20 protein-coding genes are annotated in these 20,311 nt (G+C 70.5%); 10 read left to right on the top strand and 10 right to left on the bottom strand.

Going from position 1 to position 20,311, the window contains the following annotated elements; translation table 11 throughout:
- Positions 1–81: 81 nt before the first annotated feature.
- Positions 82–1,083, top strand: a complete 1,002-nt coding sequence (locus tag OG302_RS19575) for an SAM-dependent methyltransferase (RefSeq protein WP_371750173.1) — start codon at positions 82–84, stop codon at positions 1,081–1,083.
- Here the strand turns inward: OG302_RS19575 and OG302_RS19580 are convergent.
- Positions 1,048–2,199 (bottom strand): NADH-quinone oxidoreductase subunit D, encoded by a 1,152-nt coding sequence (locus OG302_RS19580; protein ID WP_371527959.1) that lies wholly within the window; start codon positions 2,197–2,199, stop codon positions 1,048–1,050. The genes OG302_RS19575 and OG302_RS19580 overlap by 36 nt on opposite strands.
- A 63-nt stretch (positions 2,200–2,262) precedes the next feature.
- Here OG302_RS19580 and OG302_RS19585 point away from each other — a divergent pair, with 63 nt between their 5' ends.
- Together OG302_RS19585 and OG302_RS19590 are read left to right on the top strand one after the other, a co-directional pair.
- Positions 2,263–2,790, top strand: coding sequence for a PH domain-containing protein (locus OG302_RS19585; RefSeq protein ID WP_371527960.1), 528 nt, complete (start codon positions 2,263–2,265; stop codon positions 2,788–2,790).
- On the top strand, positions 2,787–4,130 hold the full coding sequence (locus OG302_RS19590) for a PH domain-containing protein (RefSeq protein WP_371527961.1): 1,344 nt from the start codon (positions 2,787–2,789) through the stop codon (positions 4,128–4,130). Before OG302_RS19585 ends, OG302_RS19590 begins: the two co-directional genes overlap by 4 nt.
- A gap of 72 nt (positions 4,131–4,202) precedes the next feature.
- Here OG302_RS19590 and OG302_RS19595 read toward each other — a convergent pair whose 3' ends face one another.
- The 4 genes from OG302_RS19595 to OG302_RS19610 form a co-directional block, all read right to left on the bottom strand.
- Complete coding sequence (locus tag OG302_RS19595; protein WP_371527962.1) at positions 4,203–5,273, bottom strand: hypothetical protein; 1,071 nt, start codon at positions 5,271–5,273, stop codon at positions 4,203–4,205.
- Between the two features lie 152 nt (positions 5,274–5,425).
- Positions 5,426–6,400: an ABC transporter substrate-binding protein gene (locus tag OG302_RS19600; protein ID WP_371527963.1), complete on the bottom strand. Its 975-nt coding sequence runs from the start codon at positions 6,398–6,400 to the stop codon at positions 5,426–5,428.
- A gap of 73 nt (positions 6,401–6,473) precedes the next feature.
- Positions 6,474–7,154, bottom strand: a complete 681-nt coding sequence (locus tag OG302_RS19605; RefSeq protein ID WP_371527964.1) for an ABC transporter permease — start codon at positions 7,152–7,154, stop codon at positions 6,474–6,476.
- Positions 7,151–7,879 (bottom strand): ABC transporter permease, encoded by a 729-nt coding sequence (locus tag OG302_RS19610; protein ID WP_371527965.1) that lies wholly within the window; start codon positions 7,877–7,879, stop codon positions 7,151–7,153. The genes OG302_RS19605 and OG302_RS19610 overlap by 4 nt, the downstream gene beginning before the upstream one ends.
- 132 nt (positions 7,880–8,011) lie before the next feature.
- On the opposite strand from OG302_RS19610, the gene OG302_RS19615 reads away from it, so the two are divergent.
- Positions 8,012–9,166 (top strand): ABC transporter ATP-binding protein, encoded by a 1,155-nt coding sequence (locus tag OG302_RS19615; protein ID WP_371527966.1) that lies wholly within the window; start codon positions 8,012–8,014, stop codon positions 9,164–9,166.
- A 22-nt stretch (positions 9,167–9,188) separates the two neighbouring features.
- Here OG302_RS19615 and OG302_RS19620 read toward each other — a convergent pair whose 3' ends face one another.
- A complete protein-coding gene (locus OG302_RS19620) occupies positions 9,189–10,307 on the bottom strand; it encodes an alpha/beta hydrolase (RefSeq protein ID WP_371527967.1) in 1,119 nt (372 codons plus the stop codon).
- A 188-nt stretch (positions 10,308–10,495) separates the two neighbouring features.
- On the opposite strand from OG302_RS19620, the gene OG302_RS19625 reads away from it, so the two are divergent.
- From OG302_RS19625 to OG302_RS19650, 6 genes are all read left to right on the top strand, one after another.
- Positions 10,496–12,343, top strand: a complete 1,848-nt coding sequence (locus OG302_RS19625) for a phosphatidylglycerol lysyltransferase domain-containing protein (protein WP_371527968.1) — start codon at positions 10,496–10,498, stop codon at positions 12,341–12,343.
- A gap of 30 nt (positions 12,344–12,373) precedes the next feature.
- Positions 12,374–13,246, top strand: a complete 873-nt coding sequence (folP, locus tag OG302_RS19630; protein WP_371527969.1) for a dihydropteroate synthase — start codon at positions 12,374–12,376, stop codon at positions 13,244–13,246.
- Entirely contained in the window at positions 13,243–13,770 is a 528-nt protein-coding gene (locus OG302_RS19635) for a nuclear transport factor 2 family protein (protein ID WP_371527970.1), read from the top strand. The genes folP and OG302_RS19635 overlap by 4 nt, the downstream gene beginning before the upstream one ends.
- A gap of 133 nt (positions 13,771–13,903) precedes the next feature.
- Complete coding sequence (folB, locus tag OG302_RS19640; RefSeq protein WP_160506392.1) at positions 13,904–14,263, top strand: dihydroneopterin aldolase; 360 nt, start codon at positions 13,904–13,906, stop codon at positions 14,261–14,263.
- Complete coding sequence (folK, locus tag OG302_RS19645) at positions 14,260–14,871, top strand: 2-amino-4-hydroxy-6-hydroxymethyldihydropteridine diphosphokinase (RefSeq protein ID WP_371527971.1); 612 nt, start codon at positions 14,260–14,262, stop codon at positions 14,869–14,871. The genes folB and folK overlap by 4 nt, the downstream gene beginning before the upstream one ends.
- 63 nt (positions 14,872–14,934) lie before the next feature.
- The gene (locus OG302_RS19650; protein WP_371527972.1) at positions 14,935–15,423 is read left to right on the top strand and encodes a DUF3180 domain-containing protein; all 489 of its coding nucleotides are present in this window, start codon (positions 14,935–14,937) and stop codon (positions 15,421–15,423) included.
- Between the two features lie 26 nt (positions 15,424–15,449).
- On the opposite strand, the gene folE is transcribed toward OG302_RS19650, so the two are convergent.
- The 4 genes from folE to tilS form a co-directional block, all read right to left on the bottom strand.
- The gene (gene folE, locus OG302_RS19655; RefSeq protein WP_344522535.1) at positions 15,450–16,055 is read right to left on the bottom strand and encodes a GTP cyclohydrolase I FolE; all 606 of its coding nucleotides are present in this window, start codon (positions 16,053–16,055) and stop codon (positions 15,450–15,452) included.
- Positions 16,056–16,166: 111 nt separating this feature from the next.
- Complete coding sequence (ftsH, locus tag OG302_RS19660; RefSeq protein WP_371527973.1) at positions 16,167–18,191, bottom strand: ATP-dependent zinc metalloprotease FtsH; 2,025 nt, start codon at positions 18,189–18,191, stop codon at positions 16,167–16,169.
- 193 nt (positions 18,192–18,384) lie between these two features.
- Positions 18,385–18,945 carry a hypoxanthine phosphoribosyltransferase gene (hpt, locus tag OG302_RS19665; protein WP_135330538.1) on the bottom strand — a complete coding sequence of 187 codons (561 nt, stop codon included), beginning with the start codon at positions 18,943–18,945 and terminating at the stop codon, positions 18,385–18,387.
- A 51-nt stretch (positions 18,946–18,996) separates the two neighbouring features.
- Positions 18,997–20,124, bottom strand: a complete 1,128-nt coding sequence (gene tilS, locus OG302_RS19670; RefSeq protein ID WP_371527974.1) for a tRNA lysidine(34) synthetase TilS — start codon at positions 20,122–20,124, stop codon at positions 18,997–18,999.
- Positions 20,125–20,311: the final 187 nt, after the last annotated feature.

Here is a 20,311-nt window from a genome sequence, read left to right on the forward strand (position 1 = left end):
TGGAGGCCCGCATAGCCTTCTCGCGTGACGAACGAGGTCCGAGGTGAACGGCGAGACGTGCCGCGTGGCTGGCGGGAGGCCATGGAGGCCGCTCTGTACGGGCCTGACGGCTTCTATCTGCGCCCCGAGGGGCCCGCGGGACACTTCCGGACGTCGGTGCACGTGTCGCCCCTTTTCGCGGGCGCGGTGGCCCGGCTGCTGTGCCGCGTGGACGAGGCACTCGACCACCCGGACGAGTTGGCCTTCGTCGATCTTGGCGCGGGCCGCGGCGAGTTGACCGCGGGTGTGCTCGGCGCGCTGCCCGCCGAGGTGGCCGCACGCGCGCGTGCCTATGCGGTCGAGCGGGCCGGGCGCCCGGCGGGACTCGACCCGCGCATCGAGTGGCGCGACCTGCCGCCGACCGGTGTCAACGGCCTGCTCTTCGCCAACGAGTGGCTGGACAACGTCCCCCTGGACGTCGTCGAGGTGGACCCCGAGGGCCTGGTGCGGCACGTGCTCGTGGGCGAGGACGGCACCGAATCCCTGGGTGGCCCGGTCGAGGACGCGGACGCCTCCTGGCTCGCCCGCTGGTGGCCGCTCGCCCCCGAGCCCGGCCTGCGCGCGGAGATCGGCCGCCCCAGGGACGAGGCGTGGGCGAGGGCCGCGGCGACGCTGACGCGCGGTCTCGCGGTCGCGGTGGACTACGCGCACGACCGCGCGGGCCGGCCGCCCTTCGGGACGCTGACCGGCTTCCGCGCGGGCCGGGAGACGGCGCCCGTGCCGGACGGCACGTGCGACATCACGGCCCATGTGGCACTCGACGCGTGCGCGCCGCCCGGAGCGTCCCTGCTCACCCAGCGCGCGGCCCTGCGGGCCCTGGGTGTGAGCGGGGGCCGCCCACCGCTGTCCCTGGCCTCCAGCGACCCGGTGGCGTACGTACAGGCGCTCACGGGCGCGGGAGAGGCCGCCGAGCTGACCGCCGCGGGCGGGCTCGGCGACTTCGCATGGCTGACCCAGCCGGTGGGCATCCCCGACCCGCTGAAGGAGCTGCGGGAGCCGGGCGGCCCGCTACTTGTCGATGTCGCCGACCACGAAGAACAGTGACCCCAGGATCGCCACCATGTCGGCGACGAGCTGGCCCGGCAGCAGTTCCGCGAGCGCCTGGATGTTGTTGTACGACGCCGAGCGGAGCTTCAGGCGGTACGGGGTCTTCTCGCCCTTGGAGACCAGGTAGTAGCCGTTGATGCCCAGCGGGTTCTCGGTCCACGCGTACGTGTGCCCCTCGGGGGCCTTGAGCACCTTCGGGAGGCGCTGGTTGACCGGCCCCTGCGGCAGCTCGGCGAGCCGCTCCAGGCAGGCGTCGGCGAGGTCGAGGGCGTTGTGCGTCTGCTCCAGGAGCACCTCGAAGCGGGCCAGGCAGTCGCCTTCCTGCCGCGTGACGACCTTCAGGGTTTCCTGGAGCTCCCCGTACGCGAGGTACGGCTCGTCGCGGCGCAGGTCGAAGTCGACTCCGGAGGCGCGGGCGATGGGACCGCTCACTCCGTAGGAGTGCACCGCCTCCGGGGAGAGCACGCCGACGCCGCGCGTACGGCCGCGGAAGATCTCGTTGCCGAGCACCAGCTTGTCGTAGACGTCCATGCGGGAGCGGACCGAGGCGACTGCCGCACGCGCGCGCGTGGCCCATCCGGCGGGCAGGTCCTCCTTGAGGCCGCCCACGCGGTTGAACATGTAGTGCATGCGGCCGCCGGAGATCTCCTCCATCACGTTCTGGAGCTCCTCGCGCTCCCGGAACGCGTGGAACACCGGGGTGATCCCGCCCAGTTCGAGCGGATACGAACCGAGGAACATCAGGTGGTTGAGGACGCGGTTCAGCTCGGCGAGGAGCGTGCGCATCCAGACGGCGCGCTCGGGCACCTCCATGCCGAGCATCCGCTCCACGGCAAGGACGACCCCGAGTTCGTTCGAGAACGCGGACAGCCAGTCGTGCCGGTTGGCGAGCACCACGATCTGCCGGTAGTCACGCGCCTCGAAGAGCTTCTCCGCACCGCGGTGCATATAGCCGATGACCGGTTCCGCGTGCTGGATCCGCTCGCCGTCGAGGACGAGGCGCAGCCGCAGCACGCCGTGCGTGGACGGGTGCTGGGGGCCGATGTTGAGCACCATGTCGGTGCTCTCCGCGGCGCCGCCGATGCCGAGCGTGGTCTCCGTCGTAGGGCTCATGCGCGCATTCTCTCGTACGCGCGCTCATACGCGACCGTCACCTCGGCTACGTACGCTTGAGGCATGGAAACGTCGACGCCACGACCGGCGGGACCGGCACGGCCGGCGCAGCCGGGAGATTCAGACGCGGAGCCGGTGTGGACCGGGCTGCCACGGGACCTGCTGCGGATGCGGCGGCTCCTCCTCGTGGTGTGGCTTGTGCCGCTCGCGGTGGCCGTCGGGGTGCTCCTGTGGATCTTCGCCGGCCCGGTGTGGGCGGCCTTCGCGGCCGTTCCGCTCGCCCTCGTGGTGTGGGGCTGGCCGATGCTGGGGCGCAACTGGCGCTCGTGGCGGTACGCGGAACGGGCCGACGACCTCCTGATCAGCCGGGGCGTGCTCTGGCGCGAGGAGACCATCGTCCCGTACGGCCGGATGCAGCTCGTCGAGGTGACATCGGGGCCCGTGGAGCGGCACTTCGGCCTGGCCAGCGTGCAGCTGCACACGGCGGCCGCCGCCACGGACGCGCGGATCCCCGGCCTCATCCCCGAGGAGGCCGAGCGGCTGCGCGACCGGCTCACCGAGCTGGGCGAGGCCCGCTCGGCGGGGCTGTGAGCGGCGTACAGGAGGTGGCGGGGGAGGAACGCGCCCCGGGCACCGAGGACCTGCGGGAGAGGCGCCTGCACCCCGTCACGCCCCTGCGCAGGGCCTGGGCGCCGGTCGCGGTCGTCGTGGGCTTCGCGGTGCACGACCCGAACGGCACGCAGCAGCGGGTCTCCGAGCTCCCCGTGACCCAACTGCTCGCGGGGATCGCCGTCGTCCTCCTGGGCGGCGCCGTCTACGGCTTCATGAGCTGGTGGTTCACGCACTTCGCCGTCACCGACACCGAACTGCGCATCCGCACCGGCCTGATCTTCCGGCGCACCGCTCACATCCGGCTGGACCGGCTCCAGGCCGTGGACGTGACGCAGCCGCTCGCGGCCCGCATCGCGGGCGTCGCCAAGCTCAAGCTGGACGTCGTCGGGACGGAGAAGAAGGACGAACTGGCCTATCTGGGCGAGGAGGAGGCCTCCGTACTGCGGGCCGAGCTCCTCGCGCGTGCGGCCGGTTTCGCACCCGAGACGGCACGCGAGGTCGGCGAGGCGCCGGTCAACGGCCTGGTGCACGTCCAGCCGCGGATGCTCGCGATCTCCCTGCTGCTGACCGGCACGACGTGGGGCATGCTCGTCGCCACGCTCATCGTGCCGCCCCTCCTGTGGTTCGCCACCCACAACCTGTGGACGGTCCTGGCGACCGGACTGCCCATGCTGGGCGGCGCGTTCGCCAGCAGTGTGGGGCGGTTCATCGGGGAGTACGACTGGAAGGTGGGCGAGTCCCCCGACGGCCTGCGCATCGACCACGGGCTGCTCGACAAGGCGCACGAGACGGTGCCGCCGGGGCGGGTGCAGACGGTGCGCGTCGTGGAGCCGTGGCTGTGGCGGCGGCAGGGCTGGGTGCGGGTGGAACTGGACGTGGCGGGCTCGTCGAACGGCGTGCTGCTCCCGGTCGCGCCGCGCGAGGTCGCGGAGTCCGTGATCGCGCGGATCCTGCCGGGCGTCCGGGTGCCCGCCGCGACCGAGCTGATCCGCCCTCCCGCGCGGGCCGCGTGGTGCCTTCCGGTGTGGTGGAAGGGGTACGGCCTGACGGTGACGGACACGGTGTTCGCGGCGCGGCACGGTCTTCTGCGCCGCCGCCTGTCCCTGGTGCCGCACGCGAAGGTGCAGAGCGTGCGGCTCACGCAGGGGCCCTGGGAGCGGTTCAAGGGCGTGGCGGACGTGCACGTCGACACGGGGGCCGACAAGACGGTGACGGCGCGGCTGCGTCCCGCCGACGAGGCGGTCGCGCTGCTGTCCGCGCAGGCGGAGAGGTCCCGTACGGGGCGCAGGACGGCACGGCCGGACCGCTGGATGGCGTGACGCGGGCCCCGGGCCTCCGGCGCGGGGGCGGGGGCGGGGGCGGGGGTCAGCCAGCCCCTACGGGGAGCGGCACTACGCCCGCAGCGCCGTCCGCAGCCCGGCGACGTCGATCTGCTCGGTCTCGTCGTGTGCCGTCAGGTCGATGACCTGGCCCACGCCCTCGGCGGCGCCTTCCGGCGCCTTCTTGAACTCGGCCTCGGACTCCGCCTTGTGCACGGCGAGTGCCTCCTCGCCCACCACGTCCGCGAGGTCCACGTTCTGTACGGACTCCAGTGCCCCGGCGGTCGCCTCGCTCTTCGTGCCGAAGAAGTCGAAGCCGCCCTGGGCGGTCCGGCGTCGCCTCTGCGCGGGCGGCGCGACGGCGACCGCGCGCTCATGCCCGCCGTACCCCTCGGCCGCCCCGGACTTCCCCCGCGCTTCGTCCCCGTCCGTGGCGCCGTCGGAAGGTTCCGGCGTGGCGGAAGACTTCGGCGTGACAGAAGACTTCGGTGCGGCGGCAGGCTTCCGTACGGCGGAAGGCCTCGGCGCGAGCCGGTCGAGCGCGGCGTTCGCACGGTCGTACAGCGACGGAGGCGTGCTCGCCCCCGGCCACACGACGGGAGCCGCGGCCTCGGCCGGAGCCGGCACCGGGGCGGGCGCCGGAGCCGCGGCGGGAACGGGGGCCGGCGGCAGTGCGCGCGCCGGGGTGGACGCCTCTATGGCGAGCAGCCGCCGCCCCTCAAGGGCGCTGGCCCGCTCGGTCTCCGCGGTGGCGTACCGCCGCAGCAGGGCCGCGTGCTCGTTCCGCATGGCGGCGAGCTCGGCCCGCTTGGAACGCAGCTTCGTCTCCAGGCGGCCCCGCAGCTCGCGGGACTCGTCGAGATCGGACTCGCACTCGGCTATGCGTTCCTCATAGCGCCACTCGTCGCTCTTGCGGGCCCGGCCCAGCTCGGCGACGCGTCTGCCCGCCGCCAGGTCCCAGCGGCGCATGACGACCGAGCCCACGACGGCGGCAGCGGCCGCGGCGGCGACCAGGCCGCGGAGCACGACGGGTTCCGCGAACAGCCAGGCGCCGCCGGCGCAGACAACGGAGATCCCTGCGACCGTCGAGGGCGGCAGCAGCCTGTGCAAGGGTGGGGAATGGCGGTGACGTCCACGTGGCATGGCCAGAAACTTACCGCGCGTAGGCGAACTATGGTGCCCCGCCCGCCAAAATGACAGCGTCACAGCGCTAACTCCCCACCCTTGTCGCTCCTCTTCGGTCACTCAACTCCACTTTCGGCCGAGTCACTTCGAGGATGGCCCCTCCGGACGCGCTACTTCTTGATCAATCCCTTCGACTCCAGATACTCCCTGGCGACATCGGCTTCCTTCTGCCGCTCCACATCGACCTTCCGGTCGAGTTCCGCGAGATCTTCCGTCGTCAGGGTCTTGGTCAGCTTCCCGAGCGCGTCGGCTATCTCCTTGTCGCCCGCTTCCTTCGCGTTCACAACCGGAAGGATGTTGTCCGCGTTCTGCAGCTTCTTGTCGTCCTCAAGGGCCACCAGACCGAAGCTGTCGAGCGTCGCGTCGGTGGTCGTGGTCAGCACCACCTGGTCCGTGCGGTTCTTCACGGCCTGCTTGGACTGCGTGGTGCCGACGCCCTTGGGGTCGATTCCCGCGACGTCGATGCCGTACGTCTTCTTCAGTCCCGGGGCGCAGAACGGCCGCGACTCGCATTCGTCACTCGCGGCGATCTTGACCTTCTCGCCGGACTTACCGAGATCCGAAAGCGTCTTGAGCTTGTGCTCCTTCGCGTATTCCTTGCTCACCGCGAACGCGTTCTGGTCGACGGCCTCGCCGGCGGGAAGCACCTTCAGGCCGCGGGGTCCGGCGAGCTTCTTCAGCTCGGTCACCGTGGCATCCACGTCATTCGAGGCGACCGGCTTCGCCTTCGGGCCGTTCTTGCCGAGGTTCAGGAACTCGGCGAGCGTCGCCGCGTATTCGGGGGCGACATCGATCGCGCCCTTCTTCAGCTCGGGTTCGTAGACCTCGCGGTTCTGGACGGTCTTGACCTCGGCGTCGTATCCGGCGTCCTCAAGCACGCCCACATAGAGCTCGGCGAGCACCTTCTGCTCGGTGAAACGGGCCGAGCCGACGACTATCTTGCCCTTGTCGCCCGCTTTGTCCGAGCCGCCCTTGCCGTCCTTCTCCAGGCTGTCCCCGCCGCACGCGGTGAGCCCCGCGGTCAGCGCCACGACGGCCACGGCCGCCCCTGCCATCCGTCGCGCGCGACGCGTTGTGCTGTTCATCGGTGAACCACCATTTCGAAAGCCCTTGGAAACTTGGAAACACTGGAAACTGCCACAGACTGCCACTTGAAGATCACTGCGCGACGCCCGAGCGCCCTCGCATGGGATTGAAGACCTTCCCCACCACGACGAGCACCACCTCCACGAAGAGCGCGAGCAGCGCCACGAGGAGTGCGCCCGCCACCACCTGGGGCGTGTTCTGCAGGTTGAACCCGGCGGTGATGATCCGGCCGAGGCCCCCCTCGCCCGCCATCGCGGCCAGCGTCGCCGTGGCGACGACCTGCACGCCGGCGGACCGCACACCGGTCATGACCAGGGGGTACGCAAGGGGAAGTTCGACCCGGGCGAAGAGCTGGCGGCCGCTCATACCCATCCCCCGGGCGGCCTCCACCACCGCCCGGTCGACCTCGCGCATCCCGATGTACGCGTTGGTCAGCAGCGGCGGCACCGCGAAGAGGACGAGCGCGATCAGCGTCGGTATGTCCCCGTGCTCGCCGAGCGGGGTGAGCGTGAGCAGCACGAGCACCGCGAGCGTCGGCACCGCGCGGCCGATGTTCGAGATGTTCACCGCGAGGGCGCCGCCCTTGCCGATGTGGCCGAGGTACAGGGCGATCGGCAGCGCGATCAGGCACGCGACGGCGAGACACACACCGCTGAAGTACAGGTGCTCGGCGAGGCGGTGCCACACCCCCTTCTCGCCCTGCCAGTTGGCACCCGTGGTCAGCCAGTCGTACGCGCCGGTTATCGCGTTCATGCAGGTTCAGCCACCTTGGCCGTGCGCTCCGCTCCCGCGGAGCGCTTCGTACGTATGCGACGGACGCGGGTCCACGGCGTCAGCCATCGCTGGAGGGCGAGGAGGAGCAGGTCGGCGACGACGGCGAGGAGCACGCAGATCGCGGACGCGGTGAGCACCTGGGCCTTGAAGGTCGTGTCGAGGCCGTCGAGGATCAGGGATCCGAGGCCTCCGTAGTCCACGATCGCCCCGACGGTCGTGAGCGCCACCGTCGAGACCGTGGTGATGCGGACACCGGCGAGCAACGCGGGAAGCGCGAGCGGCAGTTCGACCTCCCACAGCAGCCGCACCGGCCCGTACCCCATGCCCCTGGCCGCGTCCCGTGCCTCCTCCGGCACGGCCTGGAGCCCCGCCAGGATGTTCCGCACGAGGATCGTCAGGGAGTACAGCACGAGGCCCGTGACGACCAGCGAGGCCGAGAGCCCGAAGAAGGGCAGCAGGAGAGAGAACATCGCGAGCGAGGGCACCGTGTACAGCACGGTCGTCACACCGAGGATCGGGCCCGCGAGGAAGCGCCAGCGCCGCGCGAGCAGCGCGAGCGGCAGCGAGACGGCGACACCGATGGCGACCGAGGCCGCTGTGATGCCGATGTGCTGCACGGTGGCGTCGATCAGCTCCTGGCTGCGGGAGCGGACGTACTCCCCGCAGATCCAGTCGTTCGTCACCAGACAGTTCTGATCGCTCATCCCGCCCCACTCCCCCCGAGTCCCGTTTCCTGAGGCCGTCTGGCGACCCTAACGCGGAGCACCGACAATCGCCGAGACTCGTCGTACTGGCGCAACATGGGCTTTACACAACGCCCGCAACAATGGGGAATCATGATCCGGTTCGAGCACGTCACCAAGCGGTACGAGGACGGCACCACTGCCGTCGACGACCTGTCCTTCGAGGTCGCCGAGGGTGAACTGGTCACGCTCGTCGGCCCGTCGGGCTGCGGCAAGACGACGACGATGAAGATGGTGAACCGACTCATCGAGCCGAGCGAGGGCCGGATATATGTCGACGGGGATGACATATCCACCACCGACCCGGTCCAACTCCGGCGCCGCATCGGCTACGTCATCCAGCAGGTCGGCCTCTTCCCGCACAAGACGGTCCTGGAGAACACGGCTACCGTCCCGCACCTGCTCGGCGTGAAGCGCGGCAAGGCCCGCGAGCGTGCCGCCGAACTCCTCGACCTGGTCGGCCTCGACCCCGCCACCTTCGGCGACCGCTACCCCGAGCAGCTCTCCGGGGGACAGCGCCAGCGGGTGGGCGTGGCCCGCGCCCTGGCGGCCGATCCGCCCGTGCTCCTGATGGACGAGCCGTTCGGCGCCGTCGACCCCGTGGTGCGCGAGCACCTGCAGAACGAGTTCCTCCGCCTCCAGCAGGCCGTCCGCAAGACCGTCCTCTTCGTCACGCACGACATCGAGGAGGCGGTCCGTCTCGGCGACCGCATGGCCGTCTACGGAGATGGGCGCATCGAGCAGTTCGACACCCCGTCGACGATCCTGGGCGCCCCGGCCAACGACTACGTGGCGGACTTCGTCGGCGCGGACCGCGGCCTCAAGCGCCTCTCGGTGACGCCCATCGAGGAGGGCGACCTGGAGCAGCCGCCCGTCCTGCACCTGGACGACCCGCTGCCCGCGAAGCTGGACGCCCGCTGGGCCGTGGTCCTGGACGGCGAGAACAACCTGCACGGCTGGATCTCCGCCGAGCACGCCCGCGGCGGCCGGGGGACGGTCCGGGACCACGCCCGCCGCATGGAGGCCTGGCTCCCGGTGGGCGCCACCCTGAAGCAGGCGTTCGCGACGATGCTCCAGCACGACGCGGGCTGGATCGCGGTCATCGACGAGGACAGCGAGGGCCGCTTCCTGGGCGTCCTCACCCCGGCCCGGCTGCACGAGGCGCTGCGCAGGTCGACGGCGGCGGACGCGCGCGCGATCGCGCGCGGGGAGGTCGAGTTGGAGACCATCACGGCCATCGGGAGCTGACTGATCGGTCGGCGCCGGAGGGCTACTCGCCGTTCAGCCGCCCGCTGATCCACTCCAGCGTCGCGGGGATCTCCCGGCGCCACGTGTTGAAGTTGTGCCCGCCGCTGTCGAGCGTGATCGACGAGATCCTGGTGGGCGCCTTCACCTTGCCGATGAACTTCTCGGTCTCCTCGAAGTTGTCCTCTCCTTGTTTGCTGGTGGTGACAAGGAGGGACGTCTTGGGCGCCGGCATGTGGTCGAGGTACCACATGAGGTCGGCGCGCTGCTCCAACTCCTTGTCGCCGTGGAAGAGGTCACCCGTCGTCACGTCGATGGGCGCCTTGTAGTACGCGGAGAGGCCGGCCCCCGCGGCGTAGACGTCCGGGTGGTGGACGGCGAGCTTCAGGGCGCAGTAGCCGCCCGTGGAGTCGCCGATGACGCCCCAGCTGCCCGCGGTGCGGCCCGCCCGGTAGTGCTCGGAGATGGCCTTGGGCAGGTCCTTGGCGAAGAACGTCTCGGTCTGCGGGCCACCGGGGATGTCCACGCACTCGGTGTCCCGCGGCGGCGCCACGGTGGGCCGCATCATCACCAGGATCATCGGCTTCATGTTGCCCCGCCTGACCTCCGAGTGAGCGGTCTGCGGGTAGTGCAGGCCCTTGATCAGCGCCTCGGCGGTGCCGGGGTAGCCGGTCAGCACCACGGACACCGGAAACGTGCGCTTCTTGTACCGCTCCTGGAAGTACTCGGGCGGCAGGTAGACGTACGCCGGGCTCGCTATGTCGGCCTCCTTCCCGCTGACGACCACCTTCTGGATCTGGCCGCCGGTCGACGGCTTACCGCCGCCGGGCACGTTCACCGCCCGGGTGCTGCGCACGTCGACAGGCGTCTCGCCCTTGGCGGGATCGTGGTCGACGACGACACCGGGGCTCGTCTCCTGGCCGAAGAGATCCGCCCACGTGGCGTAGAAGCCGAACGCCTGATTGGCGGCGAGGCCGACCGAGGCGAAGATCGCCAGCTGCGTGGCGACGAGGAGACCGATACGGCCGGTGACGGCCCGCCAGGACTGGCGGGCCAGGCGCGGCCAGAACCAGACCGTGCCGATGAACAGCACGACGGCGAGGAGAACCGCCAACGTGAGGAGCTTGTTGCTCGTCAGACCCATGGGACGTTCTGCCTGCGCTTTCTGCCTGTTCCGTCGTTATTTTCCAGCGGTTTTTCCGGTCGGGAGTGAACCCGATTCCCTGAAGAACCGTCCTAGAGGGCGCAATGTCGCCGGATGCCGTTTTGGTGCCGGATTCAAGGTCTCTCGCAGAACCACGGGATGCGATGTCTGTCAGGATAGATGCGGAAATGTCGGGTGGGGTTCCGGACAGTGAGGGCAACCGCCCCGAGGGACGGCGCCGTACCGGGCTCCGTGACGGCAGACTCGGCCGGCTGCTCCAGGGCCCGAGCCCCGAGGGCGTACCGGCCCTCGTCGCCCGCGCCTGCACCCTCGTCGGCCTGCTGAACGTCGCGGCCGGTGTCTTCCCGCGCTTCCGCAACAGCCGCATGCACGCCATCGCCGAGGTCCTGCCCGGCGCGCTCGGCCCCTTCGCCGCCGCGCTCGCGCTCAGCTCCGGGGTCCTCCTGCTGCTGCTCGCGCACGGCCTGCGCCGCCACAAGAGGCGGGCCTGGCGGGCCGCCGTGGTGCTGCTCCCGGCCGGCGCCGTGGCGCAGTTCGCGTACCGGCACTCGGTCATCGGGGTACTGATCTCGCTCGCCCTCCTGGCGCTGCTGCTGCGCCATCGCGGTGAGTTCGCCGCGCTGCCCGACCCGCGCAGCCGCTGGCGTGCGCTGGCCAACTTCGTACTCCTCGGGGCCGGTTCCCTCGTCCTCGGCCTGGTGATCGTAAGCGTCCACCCGGGGAAGGTCGTCGGCGACCCGAGCATCACGGACCGCCTCGCGCACGTCCTGTACGGCCTGTTCGGCTTCGAGGGGCCCGTGGACTACTACGGGCGTACGTCCTGGACCGTCGCCTGCTCGCTCGGCGCCCTGGGCCTGCTCACCGCGATCACCACCATCTACCTGGCGTTCCGCCCCGAGCACCCCGCCGCGCGCCTCACCGAGGACGACGAGACGAAGCTGCGCGCCCTGCTCGACAAGCACGGCGCCCGCGACTCCCTCGGCCACTTCGCGCTCCGCCGCGACAAGGGCGCCGTCTTCTCCCCCAGCGGCAAGGCCGCGGTCACCTACCGCGTCGTCTCCGGAGTGATGCTCGCCAGCGGTGATCCGATCGGCGACGTGGAGGCGTGGCCCGGCGCGATCGAACGCTTCATGGACGAGGCGAAGGCCCACTCCTGGACGCCCGCCGTCATGGGCTGCTCCGAGACGGGTGGCGAGGTCTGGACCCGGGAGACCGGCCTGGACGCCCTCGAACTGGGCGACGAGGCGGTGGTGGATGTCGCGGATTTCTCCCTGGCCGGGCGTGCGATGCGCAACGTACGCCAGATGGTCAAGCGGATCGAGCGCAATGGCTACGAGACGCGCGTACGGCGCGTGCGTGACCTCGGTGAGCGCGAGCTGGAGCGGATACAGCGCGCCGCCGACGACTGGCGCGGCACCGACACCGAACGCGGCTTCTCGATGGCGCTCGGCCGCATCGGCGACCCGGACGACGGCGACTGTCTGATCGCCACCGCCCACAAGGCGGACGCCGAACCGGGCGCCTACGGAGACCTCAAGGCCGTCCTCCACTTCGTCCCCTGGGGCAAGGACGGCGTCTCCCTCGACCTCATGCGCCGCGACCGCTCGGCCGACCCCGGCATGAACGAGCTGCTCATCGTGGCCGCCCTGCAGGCCGCCCCGAAGCTGGGCATCGCCCGCGTCTCGCTCAACTTCGCGATGTTCCGCGCGGCCCTCGCCCGCGGCGAGAAGATCGGCGCGGGCCCCGTCCTGCGCGCCTGGCGGGGCCTGCTCGTCTTCCTCTCCCGCTGGTTCCAGATCGAGTCCCTGTACAAGTTCAACGCGAAGTTCCGCCCCCGCTGGGAGCCCCGCTTCGTCGTCTACCGCTCCTCCAAGGACCTCCCCCGCATCGGCTTCGCCGCCATGCAGGCCGAGGGCTTCGTCACCCTCGCGATGCCCCGCTTCCTGCGCCGGGGGAGCGCGCAGCGCCGCCCCTGCCCGCACCATGCGACGGAGCGCGAGGTCCAGGCGGCATAGAGCCCGGCCGCACGGGCCTAGGCTGGAGGCATGAGTACGTTGCGCGGGCGGGGATCGGTCGAGGGGCTGCCGGACTGGGGCCGCTGTGCGGTCATGGGGGTCGTGAACGTGACCCCCGACTCCTTCTCCGACGGGGGCCGCTGGTTCGACACCACGGCCGCCGTCAAGCACGGCATCGACCTGGTTGCCCAGGGCGCCGACCTGGTCGACGTGGGCGGTGAGTCGACCCGTCCCGGCGCCTCGCGCGTGGACGAGGACGAGGAGCTGCGGCGCGTGGTCCCCGTCGTGCGGGGCCTGGCCGCCGAGGGCGTGACGGTCTCCGTGGACACCATGCGCGCCACCGTGGCCGAGCAGGCGCTCGCCGCGGGCGCCGTCCTGGTGAACGACGTCAGCGGCGGCCTCGCCGACGAGCGCATGGTCCCCGCGGTGGCCGCCGCCGGGGCGCCCTTCGTCGTGATGCACTGGCGCGGCTTCCTCGCCGACATCCACGCCACTCCCGTCTACGAGGACGTGGTCTCCGAGGTCGTCGACGAGCTCCACGCGCGCGTGCGGGCCGCCATCGAGGGCGGCATCGCCCCCGAGCGCATCGTCGTCGACCCCGGCCTCGGCTTCTCCAAGGACGCCGAGCACGACCTGGCGCTCCTGGCCCGCCTCGACCGCCTCCGTGAGCTCGGCCACCCGATCCTGGTCGCCGCCTCCCGCAAGCGTTTCCTGGGCCGTGTCCTCGCGGGCCCCGAGGGCGCGCCGCCGCCCGCCCGTGAGCGCGACGCCGCCACCGCCGCGGTCTCCGCCATCGCCGCCCACCAGGGCGCCTGGGCGGTCCGTGTGCACGAGGTGCGGGCCACCGCCGACGCCGTCCGTGTCGCACACGCCGTGACCAGCGCGGCGGGCGGTCCTCAGTGACCGGGGCCCGGACCGACGTCGAACAGGTCGAGCTGGCCAACACGGCCTTCTACGAGGCACTGGAGCGCGGCGACTTCGACGACCTCTCCGACATCTGGCTGGACACGGGCGCGGCCCCGGAGCCGGACGACCCCGACAGCCGGGACGACGAGGACGCCGCCGAAGACGGTGCCGAGGCCGCGATCTCCTGCGTCCACCCCGGCTGGCCGGTCCTCACGGGCCGCGGCGAGGTCCTCAGGTCGTACGCGCTGATCATGGCGAACACCGAGTACATCCAGTTCTTCCTGACCGACGTGCACGTCGGGGTGGCCGGGGACACCGCCCTGGTGACCTGCACGGAGAACATCCTCAGCGGCGGCCCGCCCCCGGAGGCCGGCGGTGAACTCGGCCCGCTCGTCGGCCAGCTCGTCGTCGCCACCAATGTGTTCCGCCGCACAGTCGACGGATGGAAGCTCTGGTCGCACCACGCCTCACCCGTACTGGCGGAAACCGACGACGAAGAGGGCGAGGAGTCACCCTCCTGAGTGGGTAGGTGCGGTTCCGGGAGCCCCCGCGGGCAGGAGCTGTCAGTGCGCGCAGGTAGATTCGATCGAGGCCGGTGTGCCGACCGCACTCGGTGCAGGCCTGCCGATAACGACGATTGCAGGAGTGATTCGCGTGGATCGTGTCGCGCTGCGCGGCCTCAAGGCCCGCGGGCACCACGGTGTCTTTCCGCGGGAACGCGAAGAGGGCCAGACCTTCATCGTGGACCTGGTCCTTGGCCTGGACACCCGTGCGGCCGCCGCCGACGACGACCTGGCGAAGACCGTGCACTACGGCGTCGTGGCCGAAGAGGTCGTGGCCGCCGTGGAAGGCGATCCGGTGGACCTCATCGAGACCCTCGCCGAGCGCATCGCCCAGACGTGTCTCAAGCACGAAGGGGTCCTGGAGGTCGAGGTGTGCGTCCACAAACCGGACGCCCCGATCACCGTCCCCTTCGACGACGTGACCGTCACCATCACCCGGAGCCGAGTATGACCGCGTTTTCCACGCAAGGGCAGAGCGACCCGACCGTCCAGCCGGTGCCCACCGCCGTGGTCGAGCAGGTCGACGCCGCCGACACCACCCTTTCCAACCCCAAACGCGCCGTGATCTCCCTCGGCAGCAATCTCGGCAACCGCCTGGAGACGCTGCAGGGTGCCATCGACGCCCTGGAGGACACCCCCGGCCTGCGCGTCAAGGCCGTCTCTCCGGTGTACGAGACGGAGCCCTGGGGCGTGGACCCCGGCACCCAGCCGTCGTACTTCAACGCGGTGGTCGTCGTGAAGACGACCCTGCCGCCCTCCTCGCTCCTGGAGCGGGCACACGCGATCGAAGAAGCGTTCCACCGCGTACGGGACGAGCGCTGGGCCGCCCGCACGATCGACGTCGACATCGTGGCGTACGCGGACGTCGTGTCGGACGACCCGGTCCTCACGCTCCCGCACCCGCGCGCGCATGAACGTGCCTTCGTCCTGGCCCCCTGGCACGACGTGGAGCCCGAGGCGCAGCTCGCGGGGCGCGGCCCGGTCGCCGACCTGCTCGCCAAGGTCACCCGCGAGGGCGTCACGCCCCGCGTCGACCTGGAACTCCGCCTGCCCGAGTAATCGTTAGGGTCTATCGGACCCGCACGACGAGAAGCGGATCCGTACGACGATGAAGGGTCATCCGTGAAGCAGCTGCGCATCAGGACGCTGGCCGGCCTCTTCTTGGTGGCCGGTGTGCTGTCCTGGGCGGGCGCCCGGCTGTGGGACTCCGTGGGCACCCTGCCGCGGGTCCCGCTGGCCGCGCCCATCGTGCTCGCGGTGATCGCCGCGGTGCTGCTGGCCACGGCGCTCTCCCTGCGCTCCCGGCTGCGCGCACAGCGCGAGCGGCGCCCCGGCGCGAAGGGCGTCGAGCCGATGATGGCCGCGCGTGCCGTCGTCTTCGGCCAGGCGAGCGCCCTGGTCGCCGCCCTCGTCGCCGGGATGTACGGCGGCACGGGCGCCTTCCTCCTGGAGTACCTGGACGTCCCGTCCCGCCGCGACCAGGCCATCTACGCAGGTCTCTCGCTACTGGCGGGCATCGCGGTGATAGCGGCCGCCTTCTTCCTGGAGCGGGTCTGCCGCCTCCCGGAGGACGACGACGAGAACGGCGGCACGGCTGCCCCGGCCGCCTAGGGCCGCCGGGGCGGGGCTCCCGCTCGCTAGCGCGCCATGATCAGGCTCATCGCCTCGTTGCGCGTGGCGGGGTCCCGCAGCTGTCCGCGCACCGCGGACGTGATCGTCTTGGCGCCCGGCTTCCGCACCCCGCGCATGGTCATGCACATGTGCTCACACTCGACGACCACGATGACGCCGCGCGGCTCGAGGATCTCCATCAGGGAGTCCGCGACCTGAGTGGTCAGCCGCTCCTGGACCTGCGGACGGCGCGCGTACACGTCCACGAGGCGGGCGAGCTTGGACAGACCGGTGATCTTGCCGTCGGACGACGGGATGTAGCCGACGTGCGCGACGCCGTGGAACGGCACCAGGTGGTGCTCACACGAGCTCTGCACCTCGATGTCCTTCACCAGGACCATCTCGTCGTGGCCGAGATCGAACGTCGTCGTCAGGACGTCCTCGGCCTTGAGCCACAGACCGCCGAATATCTCCTTGTACGCGCGTGCCACACGCCCCGGGGTCTCCCGCAGGCCCTCGCGGTCCGGGTCCTCTCCGACCGCGATCAGCAGCTCGCGCACGGCGTTCTCGGCGCGCTTCTCGTCGAACACGCCGATCGTGCCCTCGCCGTCCAGCGTCACGGGGTCGGTCATGTGTGCCTCGTTCCTAGCATCCCGCACCAGTGCATATGAAAAAAACTGCGCCCCCCAGGCTAGAACCAGGGGGGCGCAGCTTCCATTCCGGGCCTGCTGAGGCGCTCGGGATCAGCTCTCGGGGCGGTCTTCCTTGGTCACGTCGACCGGCGCGTCCGTCGGCCCCGCGGTGACCGCGGGGGTGGCGCCGTTCGAACCGTTCGTCAGTGACAGCTCCCGGGGGGAGAGCACCGGCGGACGGGTCGAGGGCGTGCGCCGCGAGGAACCGGTCCACGCCGGACGAGCCGGACGCTTCACGATGCCGGCGAAGACCTCGGCGATCTGCTCCTTGTTGAGCGTCTCCTTCTCAAGGAGCTGGAGGACCAGGTTGTCGAGAACGTCGCGGTTCTCGACGAGGATCTCCCAGGCCTCGTTGTGCGCGGTCTCGATGAGCTTCTTGACCTCTTCGTCGACCAGCGCCGCGACCTCTTCCGAGTAGTCGCGCGGGTGACCCATCTCGCGGCCGAGGAACGGCTCGGTGTTGTCACCGCCGAACTTGATCGCGCCGAGCCGCTCGGTCATGCCGTACTGCGTGACCATGGCCCGTGCGGTCGCGGTGGCCTTCTCGATGTCGTTCGCCGCGCCCGTCGTCGGGTCGTGGAAGACGAGCTCCTCGGCCGCGCGCCCGCCCAGCATGTACGCCAGCTGGTCGAGCATTTCGTTGCGCGTGGTCGAGTACTTGTCCTCGTCCGGCAGGACCATCGTGTAACCGAGGGCCCGGCCGCGCGACAGGATCGTGATCTTGTGGACCGGGTCCGAGTTGGGAGAAGCCGCCGCGACCAGGGCGTGTCCGCCCTCGTGGTACGCGGTGATCTTCTTCTCCTTGTCGGACATGATGCGCGTCCGCTTCTGCGGGCCCGCCACGACACGGTCGATCGCCTCGTCCAGCGAGTGGTTGTCGACCAGCTTCTTGTCACCGCGCGCCGTCAGGAGCGCCGCTTCGTTCAGCACGTTCGCCAGGTCGGCACCGGTGAAGCCGGGCGTACGCCTGGCCACCGCACCGAGGTCGACGTCCGGGGCGACCGGCTTGCCCTTCTGGTGAACCTTGAGGATCTCCAGACGGCCCTGCATGTCCGGGCGGTCGACCGCGATCTGACGGTCGAAACGGCCGGGGCGCAGGAGCGCCGGGTCGAGGATGTCGGGACGGTTCGTGGCGGCGATCAGAATGACGCCGCCCTTCACGTCGAAGCCGTCCATCTCGACGAGCAGCTGGTTCAGCGTCTGCTCGCGCTCGTCATGACCGCCGCCCATACCGGCACCGCGGTGCCGGCCGACGGCGTCGATCTCGTCGACGAAGACGATCGCCGGGGCGTTCGCCTTGGCCTGCTCGAAGAGGTCACGCACACGCGAGGCACCCACACCGACGAACATCTCGACGAAGTCGGAACCGGAGATCGAGTAGAACGGGACGCCGGCCTCACCCGCGACAGCACGCGCGAGGAGCGTCTTGCCCGTTCCGGGCGGGCCGTACAGCAGTACGCCCTTGGGAATCTTGGCCCCGACGGCCTGGAACTTCGCCGGCTCCTGGAGGAACTCCTTGATCTCGTGGAGTTCTTCGACAGCCTCGTCCGACCCGGCCACATCGGAGAACGTCGTCTTCGGGGTGTCCTTGGTGATCAGCTTGGCCTTGGACTTCCCGAACTGCATGACCCGGGAGCCGCCGCCCTGCATCTGATTCATCAGGAACAGGAAGACAACGACGATGAGTACGAAGGGGAGCAGGGAGAGCAGGATGCCGACGAACGGGTTCTGCTTCGACGGCGAGACGGTGTAACCGTCCGGGATCTGCTTGTCCTGGTACTTGTCCTGCAAGGTCTTGGCGAGGGCGACACCCTGGTCGCCGATGTAACTCGCCTGGATCTTGCTGCTGTCCTTGACCTTCTGGCCATCCTTGAGCTCGACCTTGATGGTCTGCTCGTCACCGGTGGTGATCTTGGCGGACTCGACCTTGTTGTCGTTGATCGCCTGAACGACCTGGCCGGTGTCCACCGTTTTGTAGCCGCCGGACGAACCGACGACCTGCATCAACACGACCACGGCAAGGACGGCCAGCACGATCCACATGACTGGCCCACGGAAGTATCGCTTCACGTCCATCCATACGGAGCGATGACGCCCCGTCCCTCCTGCCATAGTGAGTTTGATAAAGACTGTTCTTCGGACGGTACCCCAGCATTGTCACCCGAAGCCGCACGGGACGGCTGACAAACCCGTCTTCGCATGCTTCAACGCGGGGAAACGGGTGAGGGTTCCCGGCCGCCTCCGTGGAGTTGGCCGGGAGGTCCGGTGATCAGCCGCCGTAGACGTGCGGAGCGAGGGTGCCGACGAACGGCAGGTTGCGGTACTTCTCCGCGTAGTCCAGGCCGTACCCGATGACGAACTCGTTCGGGATGTCGAAGCCGACCCACTCCACGTCGATCGCGACCTTGGCCGCCTCGGGCTTGCGCAGCAGCGTGCACACCTTCAGCGACGCGGGCTCGCGCGAGCCGAGGTTGGAGAGCAGCCACGACAGCGTCAGGCCGGAGTCGATGATGTCCTCGACGATCAGGACGTGCTTGCCCTTGATGTCGGTGTCCAGGTCCTTGAGGATCCGCACGACACCGGAGGACTGGGTGCCCGCGCCGTAAGACGACACGGCCATCCAGTCCATGGTGAGCGGGGTGGACAGCGCACGCGCCAGGTCCGCCATGACCATCACCGCGCCCTTGAGCACACCGACGATCAGCAGGTCCTTGCCCGCGTACTCCGCGTCGATCTTCGCGGCCAGCTCAGCCAGCTTCGCGTCGATCTCTTCCTTGGTGATGAGCACCGACTGAAGGTCGGTGCCCATGTCTTTCGCGTCCACCCGCATCACTTTCGGTCGTCCGTCACACCGGCTGCGCGGGGCCCGGGGACCCCTCGGTCAACAGCCTTGCCGGATCACCAGTCTGCCACCCTGGCGCTGGGCGACGACTTTGCCCGGGAGATTGATGGCTCCCTGGCCGCGCCAGCCCGTGATCAGCCGGTCCACCTCTTCGAGATGCCGGGCGAACAGCGCGCCTGCCGGGGCGCCCGCCTCGATGGCGGCGCGGCGCACGATGCGGCGGCGGACGGCGGGCGGCAGGGCGTAGAGCTTGGCGCACTCCAGGAGTCCCGCGGCGTCACGCACGGAAGCTTCCGCCTGTGCGGCCCAGTGGTCCAGGGCGTCGGCGTCATCCCGGGACAACTGGGCCGTACGGGCGAGTGCTTCCACGACGCCCTTGCCGAGCGCCTTCTCCAGGGCGGGCAGGCCTTCGTGCCGCAGCCGGGAGCGGGTGTAGGCGGGGTCGGTGTTGTGCGGGTCGTCCCAGACCGGCAGCGACTGGACCATGCAGGCCTTGCGGGCGGTCTGCCGGTCGATGTGCAGGAAGGGGCGGCGGTAGCGGCGGTCGGCGCCCGGGCCACCGGACACGGCCGCCATCCCGGACAGGGAGCGGATGCCGGAGCCACGGGCGAGGCCGAGCAGGACGGTCTCCGCCTGGTCGTCGCGGGTGTGGCCGAGCAGGATCGCGGCGGCGCCGTGGCGCTCGGCGACGGCGTCCAGTGCGCCGTACCTCGCGTCGCGGGCCGCGGCTTCGGGGCCGCCGTCCCGGCCGACGTCGACGGCGACGGACTCGATCGGGTCCAGGCCGAGGGCGGTGAGCCGCACGACGACCTCGGCGGCGCGCAGTTCGGACCCGTCCTGCAGTCCGTGGTCGACGGTGACGCCGCCGGCGCGGATGCCGAGCTTCGGGGCCTCGAAGGCGAGGGCGGAGGCGAGCGCCATGGAGTCCGCGCCGCCGGAGCACGCGACCAGCACGAGTGGCGACGTGGCCTGCTCGCGTGGAGGGTGAGGGGGAGCGGAGTGAACGGGGAGAGCGGGGCGTGCGGGAACGTGCTCGGGGGTGCGCTGTGCTTCCGGGCGCCTCAGGTCGGCGCGCTGGGTGTCGGTGCGCTGTACGTCGGTCAGTACGTCGTGGAGTACGCGGCGGACCGCCAGGCGTATCGCCGCGACCGCAGGATGGGGACCCATGTCCGGTTCCCTTCATGAAGTTCGGGGGTGAGCCTCGGACCTGTCACTCAGGACCACACTCGGGAGATCGGGCCTCAGGCAGATCCCACGAGGTTAGTCACTCAGAGTGTGTCGATGGTGACAGAGCCGAGCCGTTCCCCGAGCATTGCACGCCTACCCATGGCTCACGGTCCCTCGGACGGGTGAT

Source organism: Streptomyces sp. NBC_01283, from assembly GCF_041435335.1.
Classification (GTDB): Bacteria; Actinomycetota; Actinomycetes; order Streptomycetales; family Streptomycetaceae; genus Streptomyces.